The following is a 22,547-nucleotide window of genomic DNA, read 5'->3' as shown; positions in this document are numbered from 1 at the left end:
CCGAGGGGGCAGGGCCGTAGGAGACTGATGCGGCGGCCCGAACCCAAGGACCACCCAGTGGAGTTGACCGCGATGTGGCACCCCACTGTTTGGGAGAGGGCATGACCGCGATCGTGATCCCGGCCCGGGCCGGCTCAACCCGCTTTCCCGGCAAGGCCACCGCACTGCTCGGCGGACGGCCGGTCGTGCGGTGGACCTACGAGGCGGCCACCCGCGCGCGACGGGCCACGCGGGTCGTGGTGGCCACCGACAGCGAACGGATCGCCACGGTGTGCCAGTCCTTCGGCGCGGAAGTGGCGCTGTCCGCGGACGCGTTCGCCACCGGGACCGACCGCGTCGCCGCGGTGGCGGCGGCCTGGGACGACGACTGCGTCGTCAACCTCCAAGGGGACGAACCCTTCATCGACCCGGACGTCATCGACCGGGTGATCGCCACGGTGCAGGCCGGACATCCCGTGACGACGGCGGCGGGGCCACTGGCCGCGGCGGACGCGACGGACCCGCACCAGGTCACCGTGCTGACCGACCAGGACGACCGCGCCCTGTACTTCTCCCGCGCCCCCGTCCCGTACCAGCAACCAGGCATCCGCTTCGAGGAGTTGGCCGGCAGCCGGCGGGCCGCCAAACACCTGGGCATCTACGGCTTCGCCCCCACCGCACTGGCCCGCATCGCCGCCGCACTGCCCGGCATCCTGGAACGCGCCGAGGGGCTGGAACAACTGCGCTTCCTCGAACTGGGCCTCCCGATCAGGGTGGTTCAGGCGCTGCGGGCTCCCGTCAGCATCAACACCCCCGACGACCTCACGGCTGCCGAGGCCGCCCTGTGGAGCCGGCCATGACGGGCGGCGGCCTGGACGCACTGCGGCGGTGCTCGGTCGCCGGCATCGAGTTGGGCAACGACCGCCCCGCGGTCATCCTCGGCGGAGTCAACGTCCTGGAGGACCTCGACACCGCGTTGCGCGTCGGCGAAGCGTTCCGCACCAGCGCGGATCGGCTCGGCCTGCCCTACGTCTTCAAGGCGTCGTTCGACAAGGCCAACCGTTCCTCGGCACGCAGCTTCCGCGGACCCGGCTTCGACGACGGCCTGGCCATGCTCGCCCGCGTCAAACGGGAACTGGACGTCCCCCTCGTCACCGACGTGCACACCGCCGAGCAGTGCGCGCCGGCCGCCGAGGTCGTCGATCTGCTCCAGATCCCCGCCTTCCTGGTGCGCCAGACCGACCTGATCCACGCGGCCGCGGCCACCGGGCGTCCGCTGCACCTGAAGAAGATGCAGATGATGGCGCCGGAGGACATGCGGACGGTCGCCGACAAGTGCGCCCGGGCGGGAGCTGCCGGCGTGGTGCTGTGCGAGCGGGGCACCGCCTTCGGCTACCACCACCTGGTCGTGGACATGGTGGGCCTGGCCCGTATGCGCGAGTTCGGCCCACCGGTGACCCTGGACGTCACCCACGCCCTGCAACTCCCCGGCGCCCTCGGAGAGTCGGCGGGCGGCCGCGGCCAGTTCGCCCCCCACCTGGCCCGGGCCGGCACCGCCCTCGGCCTGGCCGGCCTGTTCATCGAGGCCCACCCCAACCCCGACCAGGCCCCCTGCGACGGCCCCTGCGCCACCGCAACCGCCGACCTTCCCGCCCTCCTGCGCCACATCAAGGAAATCGACGACCTGGTCAAGGCATAGGCCACTCCCGGGGAGCTCCGCCGCCCGCTACGGGCCACCCTCGGGAGTGCCTGGCCGTACATGACGAACGGGACGGCGAGCGAGCCCCGCCCCCGCCGGCTGACCAACGGCCGCTGCGCCCGCGCCCTGAACCACCCGATCGTTCGCGCCCCGAGGCCACCTTCGCCCGCACCGGACCCGACATGGTGGGCTCCTCGCCCAACAGCGCCTCGCCCAACAGTTCCTCGCCCAACATCTCCGATTCTTCGGGTGCTGCGGAGGCCCGGATGGGGCGGTTGGTCAAGGAGAGATGGGTGGTCAACGCAGTTTGGTGGTCGGGTAGTTGGGTGTTTGTGAGGAGGGTCCTGGTGGGGTGGGCGGGGGCTCTATGATGTGGCGGTTTCCGGGTCTGAGATGAGGGGGAGCCATGTTCGAGACGGCCGAGGCCGCGGGTGCGGAGAAGGGGGCCTCAGTGGAGGGGCTCGATGTGGTGGTGTCCATTGACGACACCGAACAGCCGGCCGGTTCGGGGGCCATGGGCATCTTCGGGCGTCGGGGGGAGGAGTCCTCGGTCCGGCGGATTCCCACCGCCGTCCTGCACGAGAACCTCCAGCGCACGGTGGATGCCCTGCAACAGGTGCTCGGGGACCTCAGGGTTCCCGACGGTGGCATGCCGTTGCAGCAGGCGCAGGTCTCCTTCGAGATCACCGCTACCGGGGGCATCGCCATCGTGGGGACATCGGCACAAGTGGGTGCCAAGGGAGCGATCACGCTGACCTTCGGCTCCTGATCCGTTGGAGAGCGCGATGACCGGCTCGTACCGTGCCTTGCTGATCGGGGTGCCGCTCTACCACGACCCCCAGATCGACGACCTGCCCTTCGTCACGGACGATATGCGTGAGTTGGAAGGGGTGTTGACCGAGGTCGGGTACGGGGTGCGCACCCATAACGTTGACGAGACCGACCGGGAGAGCATCGACTACGCCGTCGAAACCTTCTTCCAGGACGCAACTTCGGGCGAGACGTTGCTGCTCTATCTCAGCGGTCACGGGATCCACCATGGTGGCAAGGACTACCTCGTGCCCAAGGGGGCGCGGACCACCTCTCACGACTTCCGTGGCAAGTGCCTGTCGCTCGACTTCAGCAGCTACGTGGAGCGCAGCGGAGCCGGTGACGTGGTGGTGTTCGTGGACGCCTGTCGTGAGGGCATCGACCTCAGGGAGATGTCTGTCGGCAACGCCGTTGCCTGGTCGGAGATGCGGGTCGCGCGGACCGGTGAGCGTCACTACTGCCACGTATACGCCTGCTCGCCCGGGGAACGTGCCCGCTTCACCAGCGCGGGGAACAACACCTTCAGCATCTTCTCCCGTGCCCTCAGCACCGTTGTGGCGGACGAAGCGGGCCCGAGCACGCTACGCGAGCTCAGGGAACAGTTGCAGAGTGCGACCGACGCGCTGACCGCGGAGAAGGAGCTGCCCCGCCAGCAGATCAGGGTGCGCACCGAGACGGAGGCCGACGACTTCGTCCTGTTCGAGCGGCCTGACCGCACCGCACTCGGGGCCGCGGGCGAGCACGCCTGGGTGACCGCGGCCCGCAACCATCCGGCGTGGAAGCAGATCGGCGACGTCCCCGGCGCCGAGGCCATGCATGCGGCCACGGTTGCTCTCGTCGCCCAGATCATCCCGCAGTTCACCCGGGACGAGGCGCAGTTGGCCGAGGACCCCTGGCGGCCGGTCGGTTTCGCCGAGCGGATGACCCACCGGGTGGGCTGGCTGTTGTCGAAGGTCCTCAATCCGGAGAAACTGGCCCTGTCCCCGGCCGAGGCCGCCCTCCTGGTTGCTGCGCCCTACCTCTACGTGTCGAGTGCCCACCGCGCCGCGGTGCAGGCGCTGGAGGTCCAGCCCACCCACCTCGGCCATCTGCCCGGTCCGTCTCCCGCCCGCGCCAACTACGAGCAGTTCTTCAACAACCGTCAGCGGCTGGTGCGTCGTGCCGAACTTGCGGGGGACGACCATGCGGCCGGCATCGCCTGGTGGCTGTTCCATCGTTGGCTGAACAGCAAGCCCGGGGGATTCCAGGAGAAGGTCCTGGGCAGCTTGCTCGGCCCCGCGGAGAGCCTGCTGGATGGCGTCCCGGCTGATGCCGACCGCAAGTTGGTGGTCGAACTCTTCGAGCTGAACACCCTGTCCGTGCTGATGCGTTCGCTGTGCACTCCGTTCGGCACGATCGCCAACCAACCCACGCGCCAACTGGCGGGCGGCGCCGAGGCGGAGCAGCACGTCCGGGAACAACTGCTGGTCGTCCTGCTGGCGGTGGCGCACCACTTGGCGATCGATCCGGTCCTGTTGCCGGACGTCGTCGTGGAGCACCTGGGCATCAAGTACTCCGTGGACATGGCGCAGTTCCACCAGACCCTCCAGGACGCCCGCTGGAATCAGGGCGGTCGCACGCGCGTCCTCAAGGCGTCCTGCCATCATCCTGCGGTGGGCCTGGCCCTGCGGCATCAGGCGGCCGCCCTGGACGCCCTGCTCGGCTCGGTCGACGTCCGCGCCGGCGGCGAGGCCCAACTGGAGCCGTTGCAGGACCTGCCGGCGCACGCCACGGCCGACGAGGTGCGACCGGTCGTCACAGCGACCGGGGCGCCCGCGTACGTGTCGATGGACCTGCGCTTCCGCCTTGCGGACGACCGCGTCCAGGAACTCCTCATGGGCGAACAACTGTATGGAGACCCGGCGTTGGCGATCCGTGAGCTCTACCAGAACGCACTGGACGCCTGCCGCTACCGCGGGGCCCGCACCCAGTACCTGCGGCGGCGACACCCCGAACTCGCCCCCTGGTCGGGGCGCATCACCTTCAAGCAGGGCGTGGCCGAGGACGGCCGGGCCTACATCGAGTGCACCGACAACGGCATCGGCATGGGGGAGGGCGAGCTCCGCGAAGTCTTCTCGCACGCCGGTATGCGCTTCGCCGACCTCCCCGAGTACCTCGACGAAAAGGCCGAGTGGCGCGAGGCGGGCATCGAACTCCACCCCAACAGTCGCTTCGGCATCGGCGTGCTCAGCTACTTCATGATCGCTGACGACATCTCGGTGACCACCTGCCGCCTGGACCGCGAGGGTCACGCCGGGAAGCGCCTACAGGTGGACATTGCCGGACCGGGGTCCCTCTTCTACATTCACGACGTGGGACGGGGGTACGACGCCGGCACCACCGTGCGCCTGTATCTCCGCCCGTCGTCCCAACTCCCGTCGTGTACCGCGCTGTTGCGGAGGTTGCTGTGGATCTCCGAGTACGCGGTGGTGGCACAGGACGCGGACGCCCGCTTCGAGTGGGAGCCGGATGTGCTCTCGCCGGTGGCGCCGCTGGGCCACCGGGACCCGCACAGCAGCGATGCGGTGCGCGAGGCCGACGTCGCGGTCGACGCGACGACCCGGCCGGACGTGTGGTGGACGAGTACCCATGGCGGCGTCCTGGCCGACGGCGTGTGGATCGGCGTTCCGATGTTCGGCGCCGTGGTGAACCTGACCGGGACCCATGCACCGCAGCTGACCGTCGACCGCAGGCGGGCGTTGACCTACGACACGGATCACGTCCTGCGGCGGCTGCGTGCGGAGATCCCGGTATTGCTGCGGCCGGGAACCGAGGTCTTCGGCCACGACTGGCTGTCCGAACTGTCCGACTACCAACCGGCGTTGGCGGACGAGATAGCCGCGGCCGCGGTGACCTGTCGGTACCACCCCTGGGTGGTGGCCAGGCAGGAGCTGGACATCACCGCGGTGGGTTGTTTCTCGATGGACACGCAGATCATGAGCGACGGCGGCTGGTGGGAACGCCCTTCCATGGGCATCCCGGAACGCGTCGTCGCCTGGCGCGTCAGGGCGTGGGGCGCCGCGGGGGCGATTCCCGGGGTGCGGCTCACCGAATCGGAGTCGGTGGTGCGCGCGCGGCCCACGGACGTGGGGCTGCTCACCGAATTGGCCACTGCCGAGCAGACCCGGCCCAAGTTCGGTTCGGAGCGGCGCTACGTGGGTGACTGGCTGGACCCCGAACTGCCCGTGCCCGTGGGGCATGTGTTGGAGTTCGCGCATGTGGTGGGGTGCAGCGCGCACGAGGCGGCGGACCGACTCATGGCCCTCGGCTTCCGGCTGCCGGACAGCGCGGTGTTGCCCGAGACGGTCACGGCCGACGACCTGATCATGCTCAGCCGTGACCTCGATCGGGAGCCGCCGTGGCTGGATGTGGCCGATCCGGTGCCGTTGGGGCATGTGTTGGCGGCGGCGGAGCGGACGAAGCGGCGTCCTGCGGAGGTGGTGGCCAGGCTTGCGGAGCTCGGGCTGCGGCTTGTCGAGGGGGCGACGTTGCCCGAGACCACCGGGCCCGACGACGTTTTCGTCCTGAGCAAGCATCAGGCCGGGCAGCGGCCGTGGCTGGATGTGGCCGATCCGGTGCCGTTGGGGCATGTGTTGGCGGCGGCCGAGCGGACGAAGCGGCGTCCCGCGGAGGTGGTGGCCAGGCTCGCGGAGCTCGGGCTGCGGCTCGTCGAGGGAGCGGTGCTGCCCGAGGCCATGGAGCCCGGCGACCTGGCGATCCTGCGCCAGGGCCTCACGCCGGACATGCCGTGGTGGGATGTCGCGCGGCCGGTGCCGCCGGCGTATGTGCTCGTGGCCGCCCATGCCGCGAGGCGGTCTCCCGGGGAGGTGGCTGCCAGGCTGGTGCAGCTCGGCCTGCGCCTGGACGAGGACGCGGTGCTGCCTCCGACGGTGGAGACCGAAGACCTCGCCTTGCTCAATGCGGCCACTGGCCGGGGGACGGATTGGTTGCGCTGCACGGTTCCGGTGCCGTTGGGGCATGTGTTGGCGGTGGCGGAGCGGTTTAAGCGGCGTCCCGCGGACGTGGCGGCCAGGCTCGGGGAGCTTGGACTGCGCCTTCCGGACGGTGCGGGGGTGCCTGACGTCGTGGAGTCCGACGACCTCTTCCTCCTCAGCAAGGCACGCGACCGGGATGCTCCGTGGCTGGATGCCGCCGTTCCGGTGCCGTTGGGGCATGTGTTGGCGGTGGCGGAGCGGTTCAAGCGTCGTCCCGCGGAGGTGGTGGCCAGGCTCGGGGAGCTCGGGCTGCACCTTGCGGAGGGCAGGGTGCTGCCGGAGGTGGTCGGAGTGGATGACCCGGCCATGCTGAGGGTCGAGGGCGATCCCATGGTGCCGTGGCTGGACGAGACGGTGCCGGTGCCGGTGAGTCATGTGCTGGCCGTGGCCAGCAGGTTGAGGCGTCGGCCCATGGAAGTGGCAGCCCGCCTTGCGGGGTTCGGCTTGCGGGTGGCGGACGGCTCGGGCGACCTGGCGAAGATCGAGCTTGAGGATCTCCGCATGCTGATGGTCAAGGGGCGTTTCCGCGAGGGGAATTACGAATGGCTGGACAAGCAGGCCCCGGTTGACCTGTGGCACGTCCATCAGGGCGCCTCGCTCAGTGGGCGCTCCTTGGCGGAGGTCGCTCGACGCTTCCGTGAACTCGGGTTCACACTCGCCCGGGACGTGATCTATACCGGGGCTGAGTGAGTGTCAGTAGGCGGCGCTATCGGCACGCTTCGCTCGTGACATCGAGCGCGTCACGTGCGTCAGGGGCATCACGTGCGTCACGTGCCTCGCATGCGCCGTCTGCTTCGCGCGCGTCGGTGGGCTCGGCAGGGGCGTTCTCGCGCCGTGCCAGGCGCCGGTTGAGCATGGGGGCGCTGGTGAGGGCGAGGAGGAGGGCGATGGCGCCGGCGCCGATGGCGACGGCGAAGCCCCAGCGGGTGCCGTAGGCGTCGACGACGATCCCCGACACCGCGGCGCCGAGCGCCACACCGCTCTGCAGGCCGGCGATCATCCAGGTGAGGGCCTCGGTGAGGTGGTGGGCGGGGGCGGTCCGCTCGACGATGCCCATGATGACGACCATGGTCGGGGCGAAGAAGACGCCGGCGACGAAGACCACGGCGGCCATCCCGGCGACGTTGCCGACCAGTAGGAAGGGCAGGGTGGTCAGGGCGGTTCCGGTCACCCCGACGACCAGCAGTCGCGGGAGCGGGACGGAGAGCTTCAGGGCGCCGAAGGCCAGGCCGGAGATGCCGGAGCCGAGGGCGTAGACCGCGAAGACGAGGCCGGAGAGCGCCTTGTTGCCCTGCTGTTCGGCGAAGGACAGGCCCATGGTGTCGACCGTGCCGGCGATGGCGCCGCCGAAGAGGAGGGTGAGGGCGAGCATCAGCACCGGGGCGGAGCGGATCACGGATGCGCCGCTGGCGTTCTCCGTGCGCGTCCTGACCGGGGGTTCGGTGCGCTTCTGCGGTACGAACAGGGCGACGCCGACGGTCAGGAGGAGGGCCGCGGCGAGCGGCGCGGCCTGCGGGAACAGGGCCGTGGAGAGCATCACCGCGAGCGCGGGGCCAAGGACGTAGGTCAGCTCGTCGACCACCGACTCCATGGAGTAGGCGGTGTTCAACTGTGGTTGGCCGCGGTAGATCTCCGTCCAACGGGCGCGCACCATCGCCCCCATGCTGGGCATCAGGCCGGACAGCAGGGCGAAGAGGAAGAGCGTCCAGGTGGGGGCGCCGGTGGTGGCGCAGAGCAGCAGGGCGCCGAGCGCGATGACGCTGATGCCGGTCGCTACGGGCAGGACGCGGCGCTGCCCGCGGCGGTCCACGATCCGGGAGACCTGCGGTCCGAGGAAGGCCATGGAGAAGGTGAAGGTGCCCGCCACCAGTCCGGCCAGGGCGTACTGGCCGGTGGTCTCGGAGAGCATCGTCAGGATGCCCATGTGGGCCATGGGCAGCGGGAGTCGGGCGAGCAGGCCGGCGGCGCTGAACGCCTTCGTTCCGGGAGCGGAGAAGAGAGCGCGGTACGGGATTGCCATGTTTCGTCCAGGGGTTGGGGCGATCCCGTGCGGGTGGTGGTGGCAGGCAGGGACGTTCCTGCCGCCGCGCGCCCCGCACGGGGACACCGAAGCAGGCGACGGAACAACAACTGGGACTATAGTCCCAGTTTCTTGTGTGGGGGAAACCGGTTCGCCTGTGGGGGAAACCGGTTCGCCGGGATATGGTGCTGCCGCCCCTCACCAGGCAGGAGAGTTCAGCCGAGATGTCGACCCCCGACGAGCCCATCACCGACGGACGCAAGGCCAAGGGCGCTCGCCGACGGGCGGCCCTGATCGAGGCCGCGGTGCGGGTGGTTGCCCGGGACGGCGCCGCACGCGTCACTCACCGCGCGGTCGCCCAGGAAGCCGGTCTGCCGACCACCGCGACCACCTACTACTTCGAGAGCATCGACGCGCTGCTGAACGCGGCCCTGACCAGTTGCATGGCGGCCGACTCGGTGCGCATCAGGGAACTGATCGAGGCGCCCGACGCACCGGACGGCACCGACAAGATCCGGGCGCTGGCGCTCCTGATGGCCGAACTGCTCACCGATCGGGCGCACTTGCTGGCCGAGTTCGAGCTGTGTCTGCGCGCCGCCCGGCGCCCGGAACTGCGCGACGCCACCAGTCGCTGGACGGCCGTGCTGGCCGACTTCGCCCGGCTCTTCACCGACGACCCGTTGCGGATCGCGCTGTTCACCAACGCCTATGACGGGCTGCTGCTGAAGGGGCTGCTCGGTGACGGGCCAACCGGGGCCGAGGAGTTCGAGGCCCTGCTGCGGGAGCTGCTGCCGGCGCGAGGCTGAAACGAGGGTGTATGCGGGGCCACCGGGCCCGTCGAGGCGGCCCGCCGCGAACCCGTACATACTTCTCGTTGAGCATCCAACCAGGGGGAGACAGCATGACTGTGGCCACATCCGGACGGCCGGCGGACGCACCGGGCGGCAGACCGGCGCCGGACGGCCTGGGCGACGCGTGCGGCCCGGAGGGCGCAGGCAGCACGGACGGCCCGGAGGGCCACCACCCCAGGCACCCTGCACCCGCTGCGGCCGCCGGGCGTGCGCTGAAGCAGCGGCACCTCACCTTGATGGCGTTGGGCGGGGCGGTGGGCACCGGTCTCTTCCTCGGGTGCGCCCAGACCATCCACAGCGCCGGGCCCGCCGCCGTGCTCTCCTACGCCCTCGCGGGCCTGTTGGTGATCCTCGTCATGCGGATGCTGGGCGAGATGGTCGTCGCTCGGCCGATGGCGGGCTCGTTCGCCGACTACGCGCGCCTGGCGCTCGGTGACTGGGCCGGGTTCACCATCGGCTGGCTGTACTGGTACGCGTTCGTGGCGATCGTCGCGATCGAGGCCATCGCGGGCGGTCGGATCGTGCACGGCTGGCTGCCTGAGGTGCCTGACTGGGCGGTGAGCGTGGTGCTGTTGACCGCGGTGGCCGTGGTGAACCTCTGCTCCACCGGATCGTTCGGCAGCGTCGAGTTCTGGTTGGCGATCGTCAAGATCGGCGCGATCGTGGGATTCCTCGCGCTCGGCACCGCCTATGTCTGTGGGTTCTGGCCGGGCGACGCGAGCCCGCACCTCAGTCACTTCGTGGACCACGGGGGCTTCCTCCCCAACGGCCCCGGCGCCGTGCTCGCCGCGACCGTGGTCGTGGTCTTCGCGTTCGGCGGCACCGAGATCGTCACCATCGCCGCGGCCGAGACCCCGGACCCCGAAGCCGCCGTCGCCCGGGCCACCCGCCAGGTCCTCTGGCGCGTGGTCATCTTCTTCCTGGGCTCGATCTTCCTGGTGGTGGCGATCGTGCCGTGGGACACCCTGACGGGAACGGAGAGCCCCTACGCCACCGCCATGGCACGGATGGGCGTCCCGTTCGCCGGCACCGTGATGACCGCCGTCATCCTGGCCGCCCTACTCTCGGTGCTCAACTCCACCCTCTACGCCTCGTCCCGCATGCTCACCACGCTGTGCCGCCACGGGGAGGCGCCGCGAGCCCTGGCGCACACCAACCGCCGCGGCACCCCGGCCCGCGCCCTCCTCCTCGGCACCGTGATGGGATACCTCTCCATCGGCGCCCAAGTCCTCCAGCCGGAGCGGACGTTCGGCTTTCTGCTCGACTCCACCGGCGCCGTGCTCATCTTCCTCTACGTCACGATCGCCGTCTCCCAACTACGGCTGGGTACCCGCGCCCGGCGCACCGAACCCCACCGGTTGACCTTCCGCATGTGGGCCCACCCCCACCTCACGTGGCTGACCATCGCCGCACTTCTGGCGATCCTGTTCTCCATGGCCCTGTTCGCCGACACCCGGCCCCAACTCCTCATGAGCCTGGGCAGCCTGGGCGTGGTACTGCTGGCCTACGGGGTTCGGCGGGCGGTGCGCGGGGTGAGCCGTGGGCGCCGGGCACGTATGGTGTCTGCGGCCCCGGGGACGGGCGTCGAGGACTGAATCAGGGTGCCCGCCGGCCCGCGGGCCAATCACCCCATATCGAAGGGCCGTTGGGCCACCGCCGCGGCCAGTCCGCCGGCGATGTGCTGCCGCGGCCCGCGTCAGTCCGCACAACCGCGTACCAACGGCCGCCGAGAGTCCCATCCCATCCCACCCCACCCCACCCGACCCCGCCGCCGTCAGGCGCCGTTGAGGATGACGAGTTGGCTGGTCGCGCGGGTCATGGCGACGTAGCGGTTGACCGCTCCCTCGATGCCGTTGCCGAAGGTGTCCGGGGCGACGAGGACGACCAGGTCGAATTCGAGGCCCTTGGACAGTTCGGGGGTCAGCGACCGGACGCGGGGCGTTGCCCGGAACGTGGGGTCGCCGATGACGCAGGCGATGCCGTCGGCGTGTTGGGCGAGCCAGGCGTCGAGTATCGGGTGGAGGTCCGCGCGGGATCCGTGGGTGACCGGGATGCCGCTGTTGCGGATGGAGGTCGGGACGTTGGCGTCCGGCAGCGCGGCCCGGATCACCGGCTCCGCCTCCGCCATGACCTCCTCCGGGGTGCGGTAATTGACGTTCAGCGAGGCCACGTTGATACGGTCCAACCCGACGCGTTCGAGCCGTTCCTGCCACGACTCGGTGAAGCCGTGCCTGGCCTGGGCACGGTCCCCGACGATGGTGAAGCTCCGGGACGGGCAGCGGAGCAGCAGCATCTGCCACTCGGCGTCGGTCAGTTCCTGCGCCTCGTCCACGACGATGTGCGCGAACGGGCCGGCGAGCAAGTCCGGTGTGACAGTGGGGAGTTCGGCCTCGTTGACGAGACTGACCTGGGCGTCCTGGCCGCGCAGCATGGTCACCAGGCCCTCGCCGTCGTCACCGTCGGCGCCGGAGTCCGTCGCGGCCTGGATCAGGTTGTCGACGACCTGATCCATCTGCTCGCGCTGGGCGGCAAGGATGGCCTCGTGCCGGCGCTTGCGCCGGGCCGCCTCCGGATCGCCGAGCCGCTGCCGCGCCGCGTCCAGCAACGGCAGGTCGGACACGGTCCATGCCTGGGGCTGCGCGCGTTGCAGCCGCCGGATCTCGTCGCGGTCGAGCCAGGGGGCGCACAGTCGCAGGTACGCGGGGACCGACCACAGGTCGCCGACCAGGTCGGCCGCTTCGAGCAGCGGCCAGGCACGGCCGAGGGTGCTGACCAGCTCCTCGTCGTACCGCAGCGACCGGCTGAACTGCTCGGGCGGGACGTCGGCGTCGCACTTGTCCAGCAGGATCGCGACCAGTTCGTCCCAGATCAGCTCGCGCGCCTCGTTGTGCGGCGTGCCCGGCCCCGGTGCGTCGAACGCCTCGGCCCAGTCATCGGCGCTCAACCAGAGGTCGGCCCAGTCGGTCGAGACGGTCATCCCCTCGGCGGGCGGCTCCTCGTAGAACCTCACGGCCGTCTCGATCGCCTTCACCATCTGCGCGGACGACTTCAGGCGCGCCACCTCCCAGTCGGTCTCGGTCGTCGCCCCGGCGCCCTCGGCGACCAGGTCCCGCACGGTGCAGGTCTGCACGCCCTCCTCCCCGAGGCTGGGGAGGACATCGGCGACGTACGCCAGGTAGGGCTGGTGCGGGCCGACGAAGAGCACGCCGCCGCGACGGTGGCCGAGGCGGGGGTCGGAGTAGAGGAGGTAGGCGGAGCGGTGCAGGGCGACGACGGTCTTGCCGGTGCCGGGGCCGCCGTCGACGACGAGGGAGCCGCGGGAGCCGGCCCGGATGATGGCGTCCTGGTCCGCCTGGATGGTGGCGAGCACATCCCGCATCCGGTCCGAGCGGTTGCTGCCCAGGCTGGCGATGAAGGCGGACTGGTCGTCGAGGGCGGCGTGCCGCTCCAACCCGTCGGTGGTGAACACCTCGTCCCAGTAGTCGCTGATCCGGCCGCCGGTCCAGCGGTACCGGCGACGACTGGCCAGGCCCATCGGGTTGCCGTGGGTCGCCGCGAAGAACGGTTCGGCCGCGGGGGAGCGCCAGTCAACCAGCAGCCGGCGCCCCGTGCTGTCGGTCAGGCCGAGCCGGCCGACGTAGAGCGGCTCGGGGTCGTCGGTGCGGACGACATGACCCAGGCACAGGTCCAGGCCGAAGCGGCGCAGGGCGCGTAGGCGACCGGTCAGCCGGTGGATCTCCGCGTCCCGGTCCATCGCCTCGCGGCCGGTGCCGCCGGGCGCCTTGAGCTCGGCGTCGAGGCGCTCGGACAGCTCGTCGATCGCCTGTTGGAGACTGGCCGCGATGGCCGCGAAGTGCCTCTCGTCCGCGGCGATCAGCGCCGGATCGGCCTTGGCGGAGAGGCGGTCGGGAAGGGCGAACGCACTAGATGGAGTGGATGCGCTGGATGGAGTGGATGCGCCGGTGGTCAGGGGAGCGGTCATGTCAGTGGCTCCGATCATGGCGCGTGGCCAGGCAGTCCGGTGGCGCGCACGTCGGTACCTCGGCGCCCAGTGCTCGCAACGGCGGCGTGGGCCCCGCAACCACCGGCCCAACGTCAGAAAATTCCCCATACTGCAACAACACGGCACGCACTTCGTGAGTCTCCCATTCCCCCAGCTTCTGGCTTCGGCCAGTGATTGTGCGGCATGACCGGGGCCTTGCCGCAAGGCCCCCAGTGCGCTATACCTTGAGAGTGGCAAGGAGCGGACGTTCTCCTTGCCTTTTGTCTTTGCCGGACCGTCTTTTCCGGACCGTCTTTGTCGGCTTGCCCTTGGCGGCCGGCCCGACTCTGTCGGTCGCCGGGCCGGCCGATGTTGCTGTCGCAAGGGGTGACTGGCGAGGCCGCGCGGTGGTTCCCGCAACGGCTGGGGTGGGGCGCTCGCGGGCTGCGCGAGCGTCAAGGAGCCGTCGATCAGCGTTTGTTCGGGCGGTCGAACCAGATCGTGGCGAAGGTCGGTACCAACCCCGCCCAGAACAGCACCTGCGGCAACGGCCGCTCCGCCCAGGGGACTTGGGCGATCAGCAGGGCGCAGAGCATGGCCCAGGCGGCCTGGCCCAGCACGATGCGGGACCACACGTGACGGCGGATCAGTGAACGGACGTTGAGTCGGACGCCGGCCCGCCGCCGTCGGTAGCGCAGCAGGCAGCCGAGCAGCCAGATGGCCGTCATCGGCACCAGGTACCAGAGGCGTTGGCCGAGCGGCAGCGGCAACTCCCGCTGCACCTCGCCCTCGACGGCGAACAGGTCCATCATCGCGCCCGCCAGGCCGACGCAGAGCAGGGCCAACCACCGCACGCCGCGCAACATCCGGTACGTGGCCTGGTCGAGGCCGCGTTGCAGCTCGGCGGAGTCCGGCGCGGCGGCCAGCCCGGTGGCGTAGAGGTCGGCCGCCTCGGCCGCCTTGACGCCCGGTGCCTGGGCGGCCTTGCGAGTCTGTCTGGCCAGCGCCTCGGCATGGGTGGGGTCGAGCCGGAGGAGGGCACGGTCGTGCCGGTCGACGGCCTCGGTGTCGCGCGCGAAGCCGGCGATCTGACTGGCGACCTCGTGGGCGTAGACCTCCTCGGGGCCCAATCGCAGCGCCTCCGCGGCCAGTTCGGTCGCCTCCCGCACGACGACGTCGAGCCCGCGTTCGGGGAGTTCCGTGAGGTTGTTGGCCTGGGCGTAGCGGACCAGCGACATGCGGGACACCGCGTCGGCGAGCATGGCGTGGCCGTACCAGTGCCCGGGGTCGACGCGGACCGCGTCGCGCAGTACCGGTTCGGCCTCCCGCCAGCCCCGGCCCGGCAGGCGGGTCAGTGCCTGGGCGCGCAGGATGAGGGCTCCGAAGTCCTCGGGTGCCAGCTTGAGCGCCTCGTCGGACGCGTGCAGGGCCGGTTCCGGCTGCTCCATGTTCAGCTGGCAGTAGCCGAGCTTGACCCAGGCGCGTAGGTCGTCGGGGACCTCCGCGAGGTGTTGGGCCAGCAACTCCGCTGCCTGGCCGTGGCGTTCGAAGTCGATGAGGGCCTGGGCCCGTTCGACGGCCGGGTGCGGTGCGGTCACAGCTTGCGCCTCTTCTTGAGATAGGCCACCAGGTCGTCGTACATCCCGCCGTCGTTGGCGTACATCGCCACATTGCGGGCGGCCGCGAACCACGGTTCCGTCGAGGGCGCGATCTGCCCGGCCGCGGCCAGCAGGTCCGGCATGCCGATCAGGCGCACGGTTCCGGTACGGGCCGAGTCCAGCAGCGCGTGCTCGGCCGCGGCCTCGCAGACATGGGCCAGATCGGCGCCGGACAGCCCGTCGGTGGCCTTGACCAGCTTGCCGAGATCGACGTTCTCGATGGGGCGTTCGCGCAGGTGGTAGCGGAGGATCGCCTCCCGGGCCGGCGCGTCGGGCGGCAGCACCAGGAGGGTGCGGTCCAGTCGGCCGGGCCGGCGCAGCGCGAGGTCCACGTCCCAGGGCACGTTGGTGGCGGCGAGCACGAACACGCCCTCGTTGGCGTCCGCCTCGATGCCGTCCAACTCGGTCAGCAACTGGTTGACGGTGTTGCGCATGCCGGCACTCTGGGTGCGGCTGCGCTTCCCGCCGAGCGCGTCCAACTCGTCCAGGAAGACCACGCACGGTGCCTGGCGGCGGGCGGTCTGGAAGAGCTCGTGCATGTTGCGTTCGGAGTTGCCGATCCACATGTCGAGGACGTCGTTGACCGATACCGACAGGAAGTTCGCGCCGAGTTCGCCGGCGACGGCGCGCGCGATGAAGGTCTTGCCGCAGCCGGGCGGGCCGTAGAGCAGGAGCCCACCGCGCAGGCTCTTGCCGTACAGGCGGCGCAGCTCCGGATTGCGCAACGGCGCCAGGAAGGCGGCCTCCAGGCGCTCCTTGACCTGCTGCATGCCACCCACGTCCGCGAGGCGGACGGTACCCGGTCGCTCCACCTCCCAGGCGGCCGCGTCGCCCGGATCACCGGCACCGTCGACGGCGAGCGGCGCGGTCACGAACCGGGGCGGTACGGCGTCGCCGACCTGGTCCTCGGCGGCCTTCCAGTCGAAGCCGGAGGGCGGTGCGGTGGGGGTGGGTGTGGGCGTGGGCGTGGTGGCGGGAGGTTGTGGGGGTGCCTGGGGCGGCGTCTGGAGCGACGGTGTCTGCGGTGGGGCGACGGCGGCGGGTTGAGCGGGTGGTGTCTGGGCGTCGCTCAGGGCCCGGAGCATCAGCCCGCGCGCCTGGGCGTCGTCGGGTACGCGGTGCAGCGCCGCGGCGAGTTCGCGCACGGCGGCGTCGTCGTCCCCGGCGGTCAGCAGCAGCTCGGCGAGGTGCAGCCGCAGGGGTACGTCATCGGGAGCCGCGGCAACGGCCGCGCGCATGCTCTGTATCAGGGGGGATTCCGCCGCCATGGGCCCCTACTTTACGGAGCCGTCGCGGCAGGCGTGCGCGCACCCTGCCTGAATTGCCTGGGCCGCCTGAAATGGGTTGGTCGGCGATCGGCGTTCGGCGCTCGCGGGCGACTGCGGGACGGCGCCCGTCCGTCCGCCCGTCCGCTCGTCGCGGAAGGCGCCGTCCCTGAGTCTCCCGATGACCTCGCTGGCTGCGTACGGTCAGTCAGTCAGTCAGCCAGTCAGTCAGGACCCGGTAGCGAAGTCCTGAGTCCACCAAGGCCCGTTGGAGCTGAGGTTGACGCCCACGCCGGTGGACTTGTAGGAGCAGTTGAGGATGTTGGCGCGGTGCCCGGGGCTGTTCATCCAACCGTCCACGGCCGTGGCCGGGTCCTTGGGGCTCTTGAAGATGTTCTCGGCCCAACTCTGCCAGTGGAAACCCGCGTTGGTCATGCGGGTACCCGGGTCGACGCCCTCCGGGGTGTCGTGGGCGTAGTAGTTGCGGGCGGCCATGTCGTCGGAGTGTGCCTGGGCCGCGGCCTGGATGCGCCGGTCCACGGTCAGGGGCGCGCAACCAGCCTGGGCGCGCTGGGCATTGACCAGTTCCAGGACCTTACGGGCGAACTCCGCGGCGGTACCGGTCGCCGCCCGCGAACCGGACGGGGACGTGGCGCGGCCCGTACCGGAGGCGGTACCGCGGTTCGGGTGCGTCGTCGCCTGGTGGGTCGGGTGCGCGCGCTCCCCGGGGGCGTTCGCCTCGGGCGGTGTGCGCCCGTCCTCGTGCTGCCCGACGGCCGAAGCGGACGCGGAGGCGGTCGGCGACGACGGCTTGTGGCGGCGCGGCGAGTGCCAGGCGCTGCTCGGCGTCGACGGGGCGGAGGGGACGGCTGCGGTGGGGCGCGCCGGCGCGGACGGGTCGGCCGCGAGTGCCTGGTCCGCTCCGGATCCGGGCCATATCAGCGTCAGCCCGGCGCCCGTGACGACGACGGCCCCCACCGCCAACGCTGCCGCCTTCGTTCCGGGACGGCCGGCGCCGGCGCGGTGGTTCCCGCCGACCTTCCCCGACCGGCGGCGGGCGGGACGGGACGTGGCGTGCCGCCGGTGTGCGGTCGCCGCGTCGGTGGGGTGGCCGGCGCCACCGCCCGACGGCTCGCGCTCCGGTGTGGTGCCGAGGCCATCGTGCTGCTCCATGTCCGTTACCTCTTCTTCCTCTTCGACTGCCGTCCCGGTCCCCGTTCCGTCCCGACGTGAGGCCACGCGGTCGGTCCGTGTCGGCCGGTCCGTGCGGCCGCCTGACGAACGGTCCGCACTGGGGGAGACCCCGGGGGTGACCCCCGACAACGAAAATTCCCGGGATTTTTTTCCGGGCCCCCGCCCACCGCCCTCCCGCTCACGCCTTCCCGCTCCTTCCCGCGCTGGGTTCCGCAGACGGCACGGGACGGGAGCACAGGCCGGCGCGCGAACTGCCACACAAGCCGGCGAGCGAACCGGCGAACGAACCGGCGAACTTTCCCCGTAACTTTTCTGTTGTCGCCGGGCGTCGGACGGGTCACCTGAGCACGGGGGCCATGCAGGCGTAAACGGATGAACGGGACCGAACAGGCGTGAAGTGGGACAGCGATACGGCGACCGTCGAGGCGGCCAGGGCGGGAGACGACGATGCCCGGGAACAACTCGTCTCCGGGTACCTGCCCCTGATCTACAACGTCGTCGGCCGGGCGCTGGACGGCCATACGGACGTCGACGACGTGGTGCAGGAGACCATGGTCCGTGCCCTGGAGTCGTTGCCGGATCTGCGCGAGCCGGCATCATTCCGCTCCTGGCTGGTGGCGATCGCCATGAACCAGGTGCGGCGCCGCTGGACCGTCGCCCGCAAGGTCCCCACCGTCGCCCTGGACGACCAGACGGTGGAACGCCCCGACCACTCCGCCGACTTCGTCGACCTGACGATCCTGCGACTGGGACTGTCCGGCCAACGCCGTGAGGTGGCCGAGGCCACCCGCTGGCTCGACGAGGGGGACCGCTCGCTGCTGTCACTGTGGTGGCTGGAGGCCGCCGGCGAGATCAGCCGGCCGGAACTCGCCGACGCCATCGGCCTGGAGAGCCGGCATGCCGCGGTCCGGGTGCAGCGGATGAAGGAGCAGTTGGAGACCGGACGCGTCGTCGTCCGCGCCCTCGCGGGAAACCCGCCCTGCCCCGAACTCGCCGAGCTCACCGCGGCGTGGGACCGCAACCCCGCCCCGCTGTGGCGCAAACGCATAGCCCGGCACGCCCGCAACTGCACGACCTGTTCCCGGCACTGGAGCGACCTCCTGCCCGCCGAGGGCCTCCTGGCCGGCCTCGCCATGCTCCCCCTCCCCGCACACCTCACGCCCCACCCGGCCCTCCCCACCGCCCTGGGCACGTCACCAACGCCAGACACTTCGACGACGGCCACGGCCCCGTCGCCACCCCCGCCCCACCCCCGCCGTCCATCCCCCAGGGCAACGGCCATCGCCGGCACCGCGCTGCTCCTCATCCTGGCCACCCTCGCCGCCCTGTGGTGGCGCCCCCACACCCCCCACAACGCGCCTACCCCCGCCCCCACTCCAACCCCCACCCCCGAACGCACCCTGCCCACCCCCACCCCGACACCCCCCACGTCAACCCCCACCCCTTCCCACACCACCACCCCAACCCCAACCCCAACTCCCACGCCCACCCCCACTCCCGCCCCGCCTTCCCCCACCACCACCCCACCCGACCTCGAAGAACAAGTCACCGCCCTCGTCAACCGCCGCCGCGCACAGGCAGGTTGCGGCCCGCTCCGCATCGACCCACGACTCCACAACGCGGCCCAACGGCACTCCGCAGACATGGCGGCCCGCAACTACTACGAGCACGTTTCACCCGACGGCGTCGGCCCCGACGCACGCATCACCGCCGCCGGATACCAGTGGAGCCGCTGGGGCGAGAACCTCGACCGCGGCCCGGAGAGCCCCGCCGCGGTGGTGGGTGACTGGATGGGCGACGCCCCGCACCGCGACAACCTGCTCGACTGCAAATTCACCGCGGTGGGCGTCGGCATCGCCCACGGGCCCCAGGGCCCCTGGTGGACCCAAGACCTCGCCGCACCACGCTGAACGCCGCCGCCGAGAAGGGCGCCCCGGTCAGTCGCGCCGAACCGCCGCTGTCTCCCGCACAGTTGAAGACCCTGGCGGCGGCGCAGGAGTGGCGGAGGGTCACCGACACCCTCCCCGGCGGTCCTCGGGCGCGCGCGGACAAGCCCGCCGCCCCACCGCTCTCCGCCAGACTCTCCGACCTGCTGCCCAAGGGCCTCGACGTGGTGGGGAGGAGCGACGGGCGCGATGCCGAGTACGGCCATGTCGTCGTCGACGACGGGAAGGGCCGCAGCCTCGTCGAGATCAACGTCCAGCCCGACATGCGCGACGTCGCCGGCGACCTCTTCCACCCCGGCGACGAGGCCCTGGCCGACGGCACCCGCGTGGTCATCAGCGCCTTCAACGCCGCCACGCCGAACGGCACGCCGACCCGCACGACCCCCACGCTGACGCTCCATCAACTCAGGACCATCGCCCTCAACTCAAAGTGATGGGAGGGTTCTTGACGGAGTGACTGGCGAGGAGTAGAGAGCGGAGGCCGGAGAGCGGATAGGGGCGGACAGGGGGAGCGGCTGCTACTCGGCGGCGGACAGGCCGACGTTGCGGGCGAGGCGGGTGACGGCGCGCTCGAAGAAGGCGTCGCGCGCGTCGACGACCCGCTCGAACTGGCCGAAGAGCTCGAAGCTCACCAGGCCGAAGAGCTCGGCCCAGGCAGCGGTGGCCTCCACCAGGACGGGGGCGGGCAGCCGTACCCCGAGGGTCTTGCGCAGCCGCTCGGCGTCGGCGAGCACCTTCTGGGGGAGCGCCAGGTCATCCGGCGCGGGGCGGTCGCCGGCCGCGTGCGCGTCCTCGACCACGCGGATCAGGGCGAGGCCGACGCGGGCCGCCGGGCCGGTGGTGTCCTGCGGCGCGGCGTAACCGGGCACGGGCGAGCCGTAGATGAGCGCGTACTCGTGCGGGTGCGCGAGCGCCCAGCGGCGGACGGCGCGGCAGACCGCGGTCCAACGGGCGAGGGGTGCGGCGCCGGCCCGGGCCAGGGCGCGTTCGGCGGCCTCGCCCACCGCGTCGTAGGCGTCGATGATCAACGCGGTGAGCAGGTCGTCCCGGCTGGGGAAGTACCGGTACAGCGCGGAGGAGGCCATTCCGAGCTCGCGGGCCACGGCGCGTAGCGACAGCTTGGCGGCCCCCTCGGTGGCGAGCTGACGGCGGGCCTCGTCCTTGATCGCCGCGGTGACTTCCCGGCGTGCGCGTGCGCGCGCTCCCTCGATGGCACTCATGTCGGCCAGTCTGCCAGCAACGGGAGCGGTGACTCGAAGCGAGAGCACTGCTCTTGCTTTGGCTGGCAATAGCGTGCACACTGCTCTATAGAGAGAGCACTGCTCACGTCATTGCCCTGCCCATGCCGGTGCACTGCTCACGCTGCCGTGTCGAGGAGGATTTCGCATGAGTGCACAGACCGCCGATCACGCCATCAAGCCGGGCTGGTTCACGATCAATGTGTTCAACCGGCTCGTTGCCTGGTTCAACCGGCACGGGATCGGCGTCTTCGGCTCGCAGGAGTTGGCCGTTCGCGGCCGCAAGAGCGGAGAGTGGCGGTGCACGCCGGTGAACCTGCTCACCGTGGACGGCCGGCACTATCTCGTCGCGCCCCGCGGTCACGTCCAGTGGACGCGCAACCTGCGCGCCGCCGGCGGCGGGGAACTCCGCCTGGGCAAGGCCGCCCGGCCGTTCACCGCCACCGAGGTGCCGGACGACGAGAAGCCCGTCCTGCTGCGCGCCTACCTCAAGCGCTGGAAGGCGCAGGTCAGCACCTTCTTCGACGGCGTCGGCCCGGAGTCCTCCGACGACGCGCTGCTCCGCATCGCCCCCAAGCACCCGGTCTTCCGCCTCACGTTCACCGACTGACTGCCACCACCCTCCCCGGGCCACGGACGCCCGCCTCCGGCGCGGGGTGGGCGCGTTTTGCGCCAACCCTTTGCAACTGCGGTACACCGCCGCCCAGTTCGGGCTAGACAAGAGGGCTGGAAGGGCCCGCTGGGGAGCGGGAATCGAAATGTCCAGTTGGGGGCGGACGGTTGCTGACGATCAACGTCGTGGTGCTGCTCGCAGTGGTCGTCGTGTTGCGGTTGCGTCGCCGTACGGAGGCCAGGAGTCGGTTGGACGAGAAGCTGACGGTGGTCATCGTGCTCGCGCTCGGCGTCCTGCTTGCGCCGACGCCCATCGGCCAGGCGATCGTGCAGTTTCTCAGCCAGCTCGTGCACGGCGTAGCCCGGTCCGGGCTTTGATGGCGGGCGCACTGCCTGTGGTGGGGTGGGGCGGCGCCGCTTGGTTGTCGTCGCGGCGGGTCTGGAGGGGGAGGCATTCACATGGCAACGCCAGCTCGACGGCGGCCTGTTGGCGGTCGGCGGTCCGGTCGGGGGCGGGGGTCTGGGCGTCGGCCGGTGCGCCAGGCGGCCCGGCGTCCCGGGCGGCGGCCCCGTGGGCAGGCGGCGCGACGCCGTGCGCGTGAGCGCGCCTTCACCCGGTTCGCCGGGGTCGTGCTGGCCGTCGTCGTGGCCGTGTCGCTCGCTCGCGAATATCCCGTTGGTGCGGCGGTGTTCGGGGTGTTGGCCGTCGCGGTCGTGCTCGGGATTCTTGTGCGCAGCGGTCGGCTCCGGCTTTGGCCTGTCGGGGGTGTCGGTCCGCGGCGGGACATGACGCATAGCCTCGCCGCCTATCAGCACATGACCGGTGCCCAGTTCGAGCACGCCATTGCCGATCTTGCGCGCCGCGATCCCGGCGTCCGGTCCGCCACGGTCTCGGGTGGCGCCAACGACCGGGGGCTGGATGTCCTCGTCGTGCTGCGGGACGGCCGGCGGATCGCCGTGCAGTGCAAGCGGTACGGCGAACGCAACCGGGTCGGTGCCCCCGCGATCTATACCGCGAACGGGACGTACAGCGACTTTCATCGTTGCGACGCCGCGGTGATCGTCACCACCTCGCGGTTCACCCGTGACGCCGAGGTCGCCAACGCCTCGCTCCCCGTGCCGCTTCGGCTGATCGACGGGCGCGGGCTGGCCCGTTGGGTCGCCGGTGGGCGCCCGCCCTGGGGGTGAAGCAGAGGCGGCGGGCTCGGCGGGCGGTAGTCGGGCCTGTGCGGGGGGTTGATACCGTCGGGGAGCCGTTC

Annotated in this window: 17 protein-coding genes; 11 read left to right on the top strand and 6 right to left on the bottom strand. The window is 71.2% G+C overall.

All coding sequences use genetic code 11. The features are described from left to right. Nucleotides 1-101 precede the first annotated feature (101 nt). From kdsB to ACFVFQ_RS19030, 4 genes are all read left to right on the top strand, one after another. A complete protein-coding gene (gene kdsB / locus ACFVFQ_RS19045) occupies nt 102-839 on the top strand; it encodes a 3-deoxy-manno-octulosonate cytidylyltransferase (protein ID WP_383417064.1) in 738 nt (245 codons plus the stop codon). Beyond that, nucleotides 836-1,678 (top strand): 3-deoxy-8-phosphooctulonate synthase, encoded by an 843-nt coding sequence (gene kdsA, locus ACFVFQ_RS19040; RefSeq protein ID WP_383417059.1) that lies wholly within the window; start codon nt 836-838, stop codon nt 1,676-1,678. The genes kdsB and kdsA overlap by 4 nt, the downstream gene beginning before the upstream one ends. A gap of 406 nt (nt 1,679-2,084) precedes the next feature. Beyond that, entirely contained in the window at nt 2,085-2,447 is a 363-nt protein-coding gene (locus ACFVFQ_RS19035; protein ID WP_383417056.1) for a hypothetical protein, read from the top strand. A gap of 16 nt (nt 2,448-2,463) precedes the next feature. After that, entirely contained in the window at nt 2,464-7,212 is a 4,749-nt protein-coding gene (locus ACFVFQ_RS19030; RefSeq protein WP_383417053.1) for a caspase family protein, read from the top strand. A 16-nt stretch (nt 7,213-7,228) separates the two neighbouring features. Here ACFVFQ_RS19030 and ACFVFQ_RS19025 read toward each other — a convergent pair whose 3' ends face one another. After that, entirely contained in the window at nt 7,229-8,542 is a 1,314-nt protein-coding gene (locus ACFVFQ_RS19025; protein WP_383417050.1) for an MFS transporter, read from the bottom strand. Between the two features lie 224 nt (nt 8,543-8,766). Between ACFVFQ_RS19025 and ACFVFQ_RS19020 the strand changes: the two genes are divergently transcribed. Further along, nucleotides 8,767-9,348 (top strand): TetR/AcrR family transcriptional regulator, encoded by a 582-nt coding sequence (locus tag ACFVFQ_RS19020; protein WP_383417047.1) that lies wholly within the window; start codon nt 8,767-8,769, stop codon nt 9,346-9,348. A 95-nt stretch (nt 9,349-9,443) separates the two neighbouring features. Then, nucleotides 9,444-10,988 carry an amino acid permease gene (locus tag ACFVFQ_RS19015; RefSeq protein WP_383417044.1) on the top strand — a complete coding sequence of 515 codons (1,545 nt, stop codon included), beginning with the start codon at nt 9,444-9,446 and terminating at the stop codon, nt 10,986-10,988. A gap of 179 nt (nt 10,989-11,167) precedes the next feature. Here the strand turns inward: ACFVFQ_RS19015 and helR are convergent, their stop codons facing one another. The 4 genes from helR to ACFVFQ_RS18995 all read right to left on the bottom strand — a co-directional run bounded on the left by helR (nt 11,168) and on the right by ACFVFQ_RS18995 (nt 17,471). Then, nucleotides 11,168-13,375, bottom strand: a complete 2,208-nt coding sequence (gene helR / locus ACFVFQ_RS19010) for an RNA polymerase recycling motor ATPase HelR (protein WP_383417041.1) — start codon at nt 13,373-13,375, stop codon at nt 11,168-11,170. A gap of 470 nt (nt 13,376-13,845) precedes the next feature. Next, nucleotides 13,846-14,973 (bottom strand): hypothetical protein, encoded by a 1,128-nt coding sequence (locus ACFVFQ_RS19005; protein WP_383417038.1) that lies wholly within the window; start codon nt 14,971-14,973, stop codon nt 13,846-13,848. Then, nucleotides 14,970-16,301, bottom strand: a complete 1,332-nt coding sequence (locus tag ACFVFQ_RS19000; RefSeq protein ID WP_383417036.1) for an ATP-binding protein — start codon at nt 16,299-16,301, stop codon at nt 14,970-14,972. The genes ACFVFQ_RS19005 and ACFVFQ_RS19000 overlap by 4 nt, the downstream gene beginning before the upstream one ends. Nucleotides 16,302-16,526: 225 nt before the next feature. Further along, nucleotides 16,527-17,471, bottom strand: a complete 945-nt coding sequence (locus ACFVFQ_RS18995; RefSeq protein WP_383417033.1) for a CAP domain-containing protein — start codon at nt 17,469-17,471, stop codon at nt 16,527-16,529. 413 nt (nt 17,472-17,884) lie between these two features. On the opposite strand from ACFVFQ_RS18995, the gene ACFVFQ_RS18990 reads away from it, so the two are divergent. Continuing rightward, nucleotides 17,885-19,402, top strand: a complete 1,518-nt coding sequence (locus ACFVFQ_RS18990) for a sigma-70 family RNA polymerase sigma factor (protein WP_383417030.1) — start codon at nt 17,885-17,887, stop codon at nt 19,400-19,402. After that, nucleotides 19,372-19,872, top strand: a complete 501-nt coding sequence (locus tag ACFVFQ_RS18985) for a hypothetical protein (RefSeq protein ID WP_383417025.1) — start codon at nt 19,372-19,374, stop codon at nt 19,870-19,872. The genes ACFVFQ_RS18990 and ACFVFQ_RS18985 overlap by 31 nt, the downstream gene beginning before the upstream one ends. An 84-nt stretch (nt 19,873-19,956) precedes the next feature. Here the strand turns inward: ACFVFQ_RS18985 and ACFVFQ_RS18980 are convergent, their stop codons facing one another. Then, nucleotides 19,957-20,658 carry a TetR/AcrR family transcriptional regulator gene (locus ACFVFQ_RS18980; protein WP_383417022.1) on the bottom strand — a complete coding sequence of 234 codons (702 nt, stop codon included), beginning with the start codon at nt 20,656-20,658 and terminating at the stop codon, nt 19,957-19,959. Nucleotides 20,659-20,824: 166 nt separating this feature from the next. Here ACFVFQ_RS18980 and ACFVFQ_RS18975 point away from each other — a divergent pair, with 166 nt between their 5' ends. The 3 genes from ACFVFQ_RS18975 to ACFVFQ_RS18965 all read left to right on the top strand — a co-directional run bounded on the left by ACFVFQ_RS18975 (nt 20,825) and on the right by ACFVFQ_RS18965 (nt 22,476). Beyond that, complete coding sequence (locus tag ACFVFQ_RS18975) at nt 20,825-21,286, top strand: nitroreductase family deazaflavin-dependent oxidoreductase (protein ID WP_383417019.1); 462 nt, start codon at nt 20,825-20,827, stop codon at nt 21,284-21,286. A gap of 170 nt (nt 21,287-21,456) precedes the next feature. Then, entirely contained in the window at nt 21,457-21,666 is a 210-nt protein-coding gene (locus tag ACFVFQ_RS18970; RefSeq protein ID WP_383417016.1) for a hypothetical protein, read from the top strand. Between the two features lie 252 nt (nt 21,667-21,918). Then, entirely contained in the window at nt 21,919-22,476 is a 558-nt protein-coding gene (locus tag ACFVFQ_RS18965) for a restriction endonuclease (protein ID WP_383417013.1), read from the top strand. Nucleotides 22,477-22,547 lie beyond the last annotated feature (71 nt).

The sequence above is a fragment of the Streptomyces sp. NPDC057743 genome (genome assembly GCF_042798755.1).
In the GTDB taxonomy this organism is placed as follows: Bacteria; Actinomycetota; Actinomycetes; order Streptomycetales; family Streptomycetaceae; genus Streptomyces.
Note: the sequence above shows the minus strand (reverse complement) of the source record. Positions and strands in the feature narration are given on the sequence as shown.

Bases quoted from the DNA above. Each gene is read 5' to 3' on its own strand.
- ACFVFQ_RS18980 (WP_383417022.1), bottom strand. From the start codon at position 20,658: ATGAGTGCCATCGAGGGAGCGCGCGCACGCGCACGCCGGGAAGTCACC.
- ACFVFQ_RS18995 (WP_383417033.1), bottom strand. From the start codon at position 17,471: ATGGAGCAGCACGATGGCCTCGGCACCACACCGGAGCGCGAGCCGTCG.
- kdsB (WP_383417064.1), top strand. From the start codon at position 102: ATGACCGCGATCGTGATCCCGGCCCGGGCCGGCTCAACCCGCTTTCCC.
- helR (WP_383417041.1), bottom strand. From the start codon at position 13,375: ATGACCGCTCCCCTGACCACCGGCGCATCCACTCCATCCAGCGCATCC.
- ACFVFQ_RS19030 (WP_383417053.1), top strand. From the start codon at position 2,464: ATGACCGGCTCGTACCGTGCCTTGCTGATCGGGGTGCCGCTCTACCAC.
- kdsA (WP_383417059.1), top strand. From the start codon at position 836: ATGACGGGCGGCGGCCTGGACGCACTGCGGCGGTGCTCGGTCGCCGGC.
- ACFVFQ_RS19020 (WP_383417047.1), top strand. From the start codon at position 8,767: ATGTCGACCCCCGACGAGCCCATCACCGACGGACGCAAGGCCAAGGGC.
- ACFVFQ_RS19035 (WP_383417056.1), top strand. From the start codon at position 2,085: ATGTTCGAGACGGCCGAGGCCGCGGGTGCGGAGAAGGGGGCCTCAGTG.
- ACFVFQ_RS19015 (WP_383417044.1), top strand. From the start codon at position 9,444: ATGACTGTGGCCACATCCGGACGGCCGGCGGACGCACCGGGCGGCAGA.
- ACFVFQ_RS18975 (WP_383417019.1), top strand. From the start codon at position 20,825: ATGAGTGCACAGACCGCCGATCACGCCATCAAGCCGGGCTGGTTCACG.
- ACFVFQ_RS19025 (WP_383417050.1), bottom strand. From the start codon at position 8,542: ATGGCAATCCCGTACCGCGCTCTCTTCTCCGCTCCCGGAACGAAGGCG.
- ACFVFQ_RS19000 (WP_383417036.1), bottom strand. From the start codon at position 16,301: ATGGCGGCGGAATCCCCCCTGATACAGAGCATGCGCGCGGCCGTTGCC.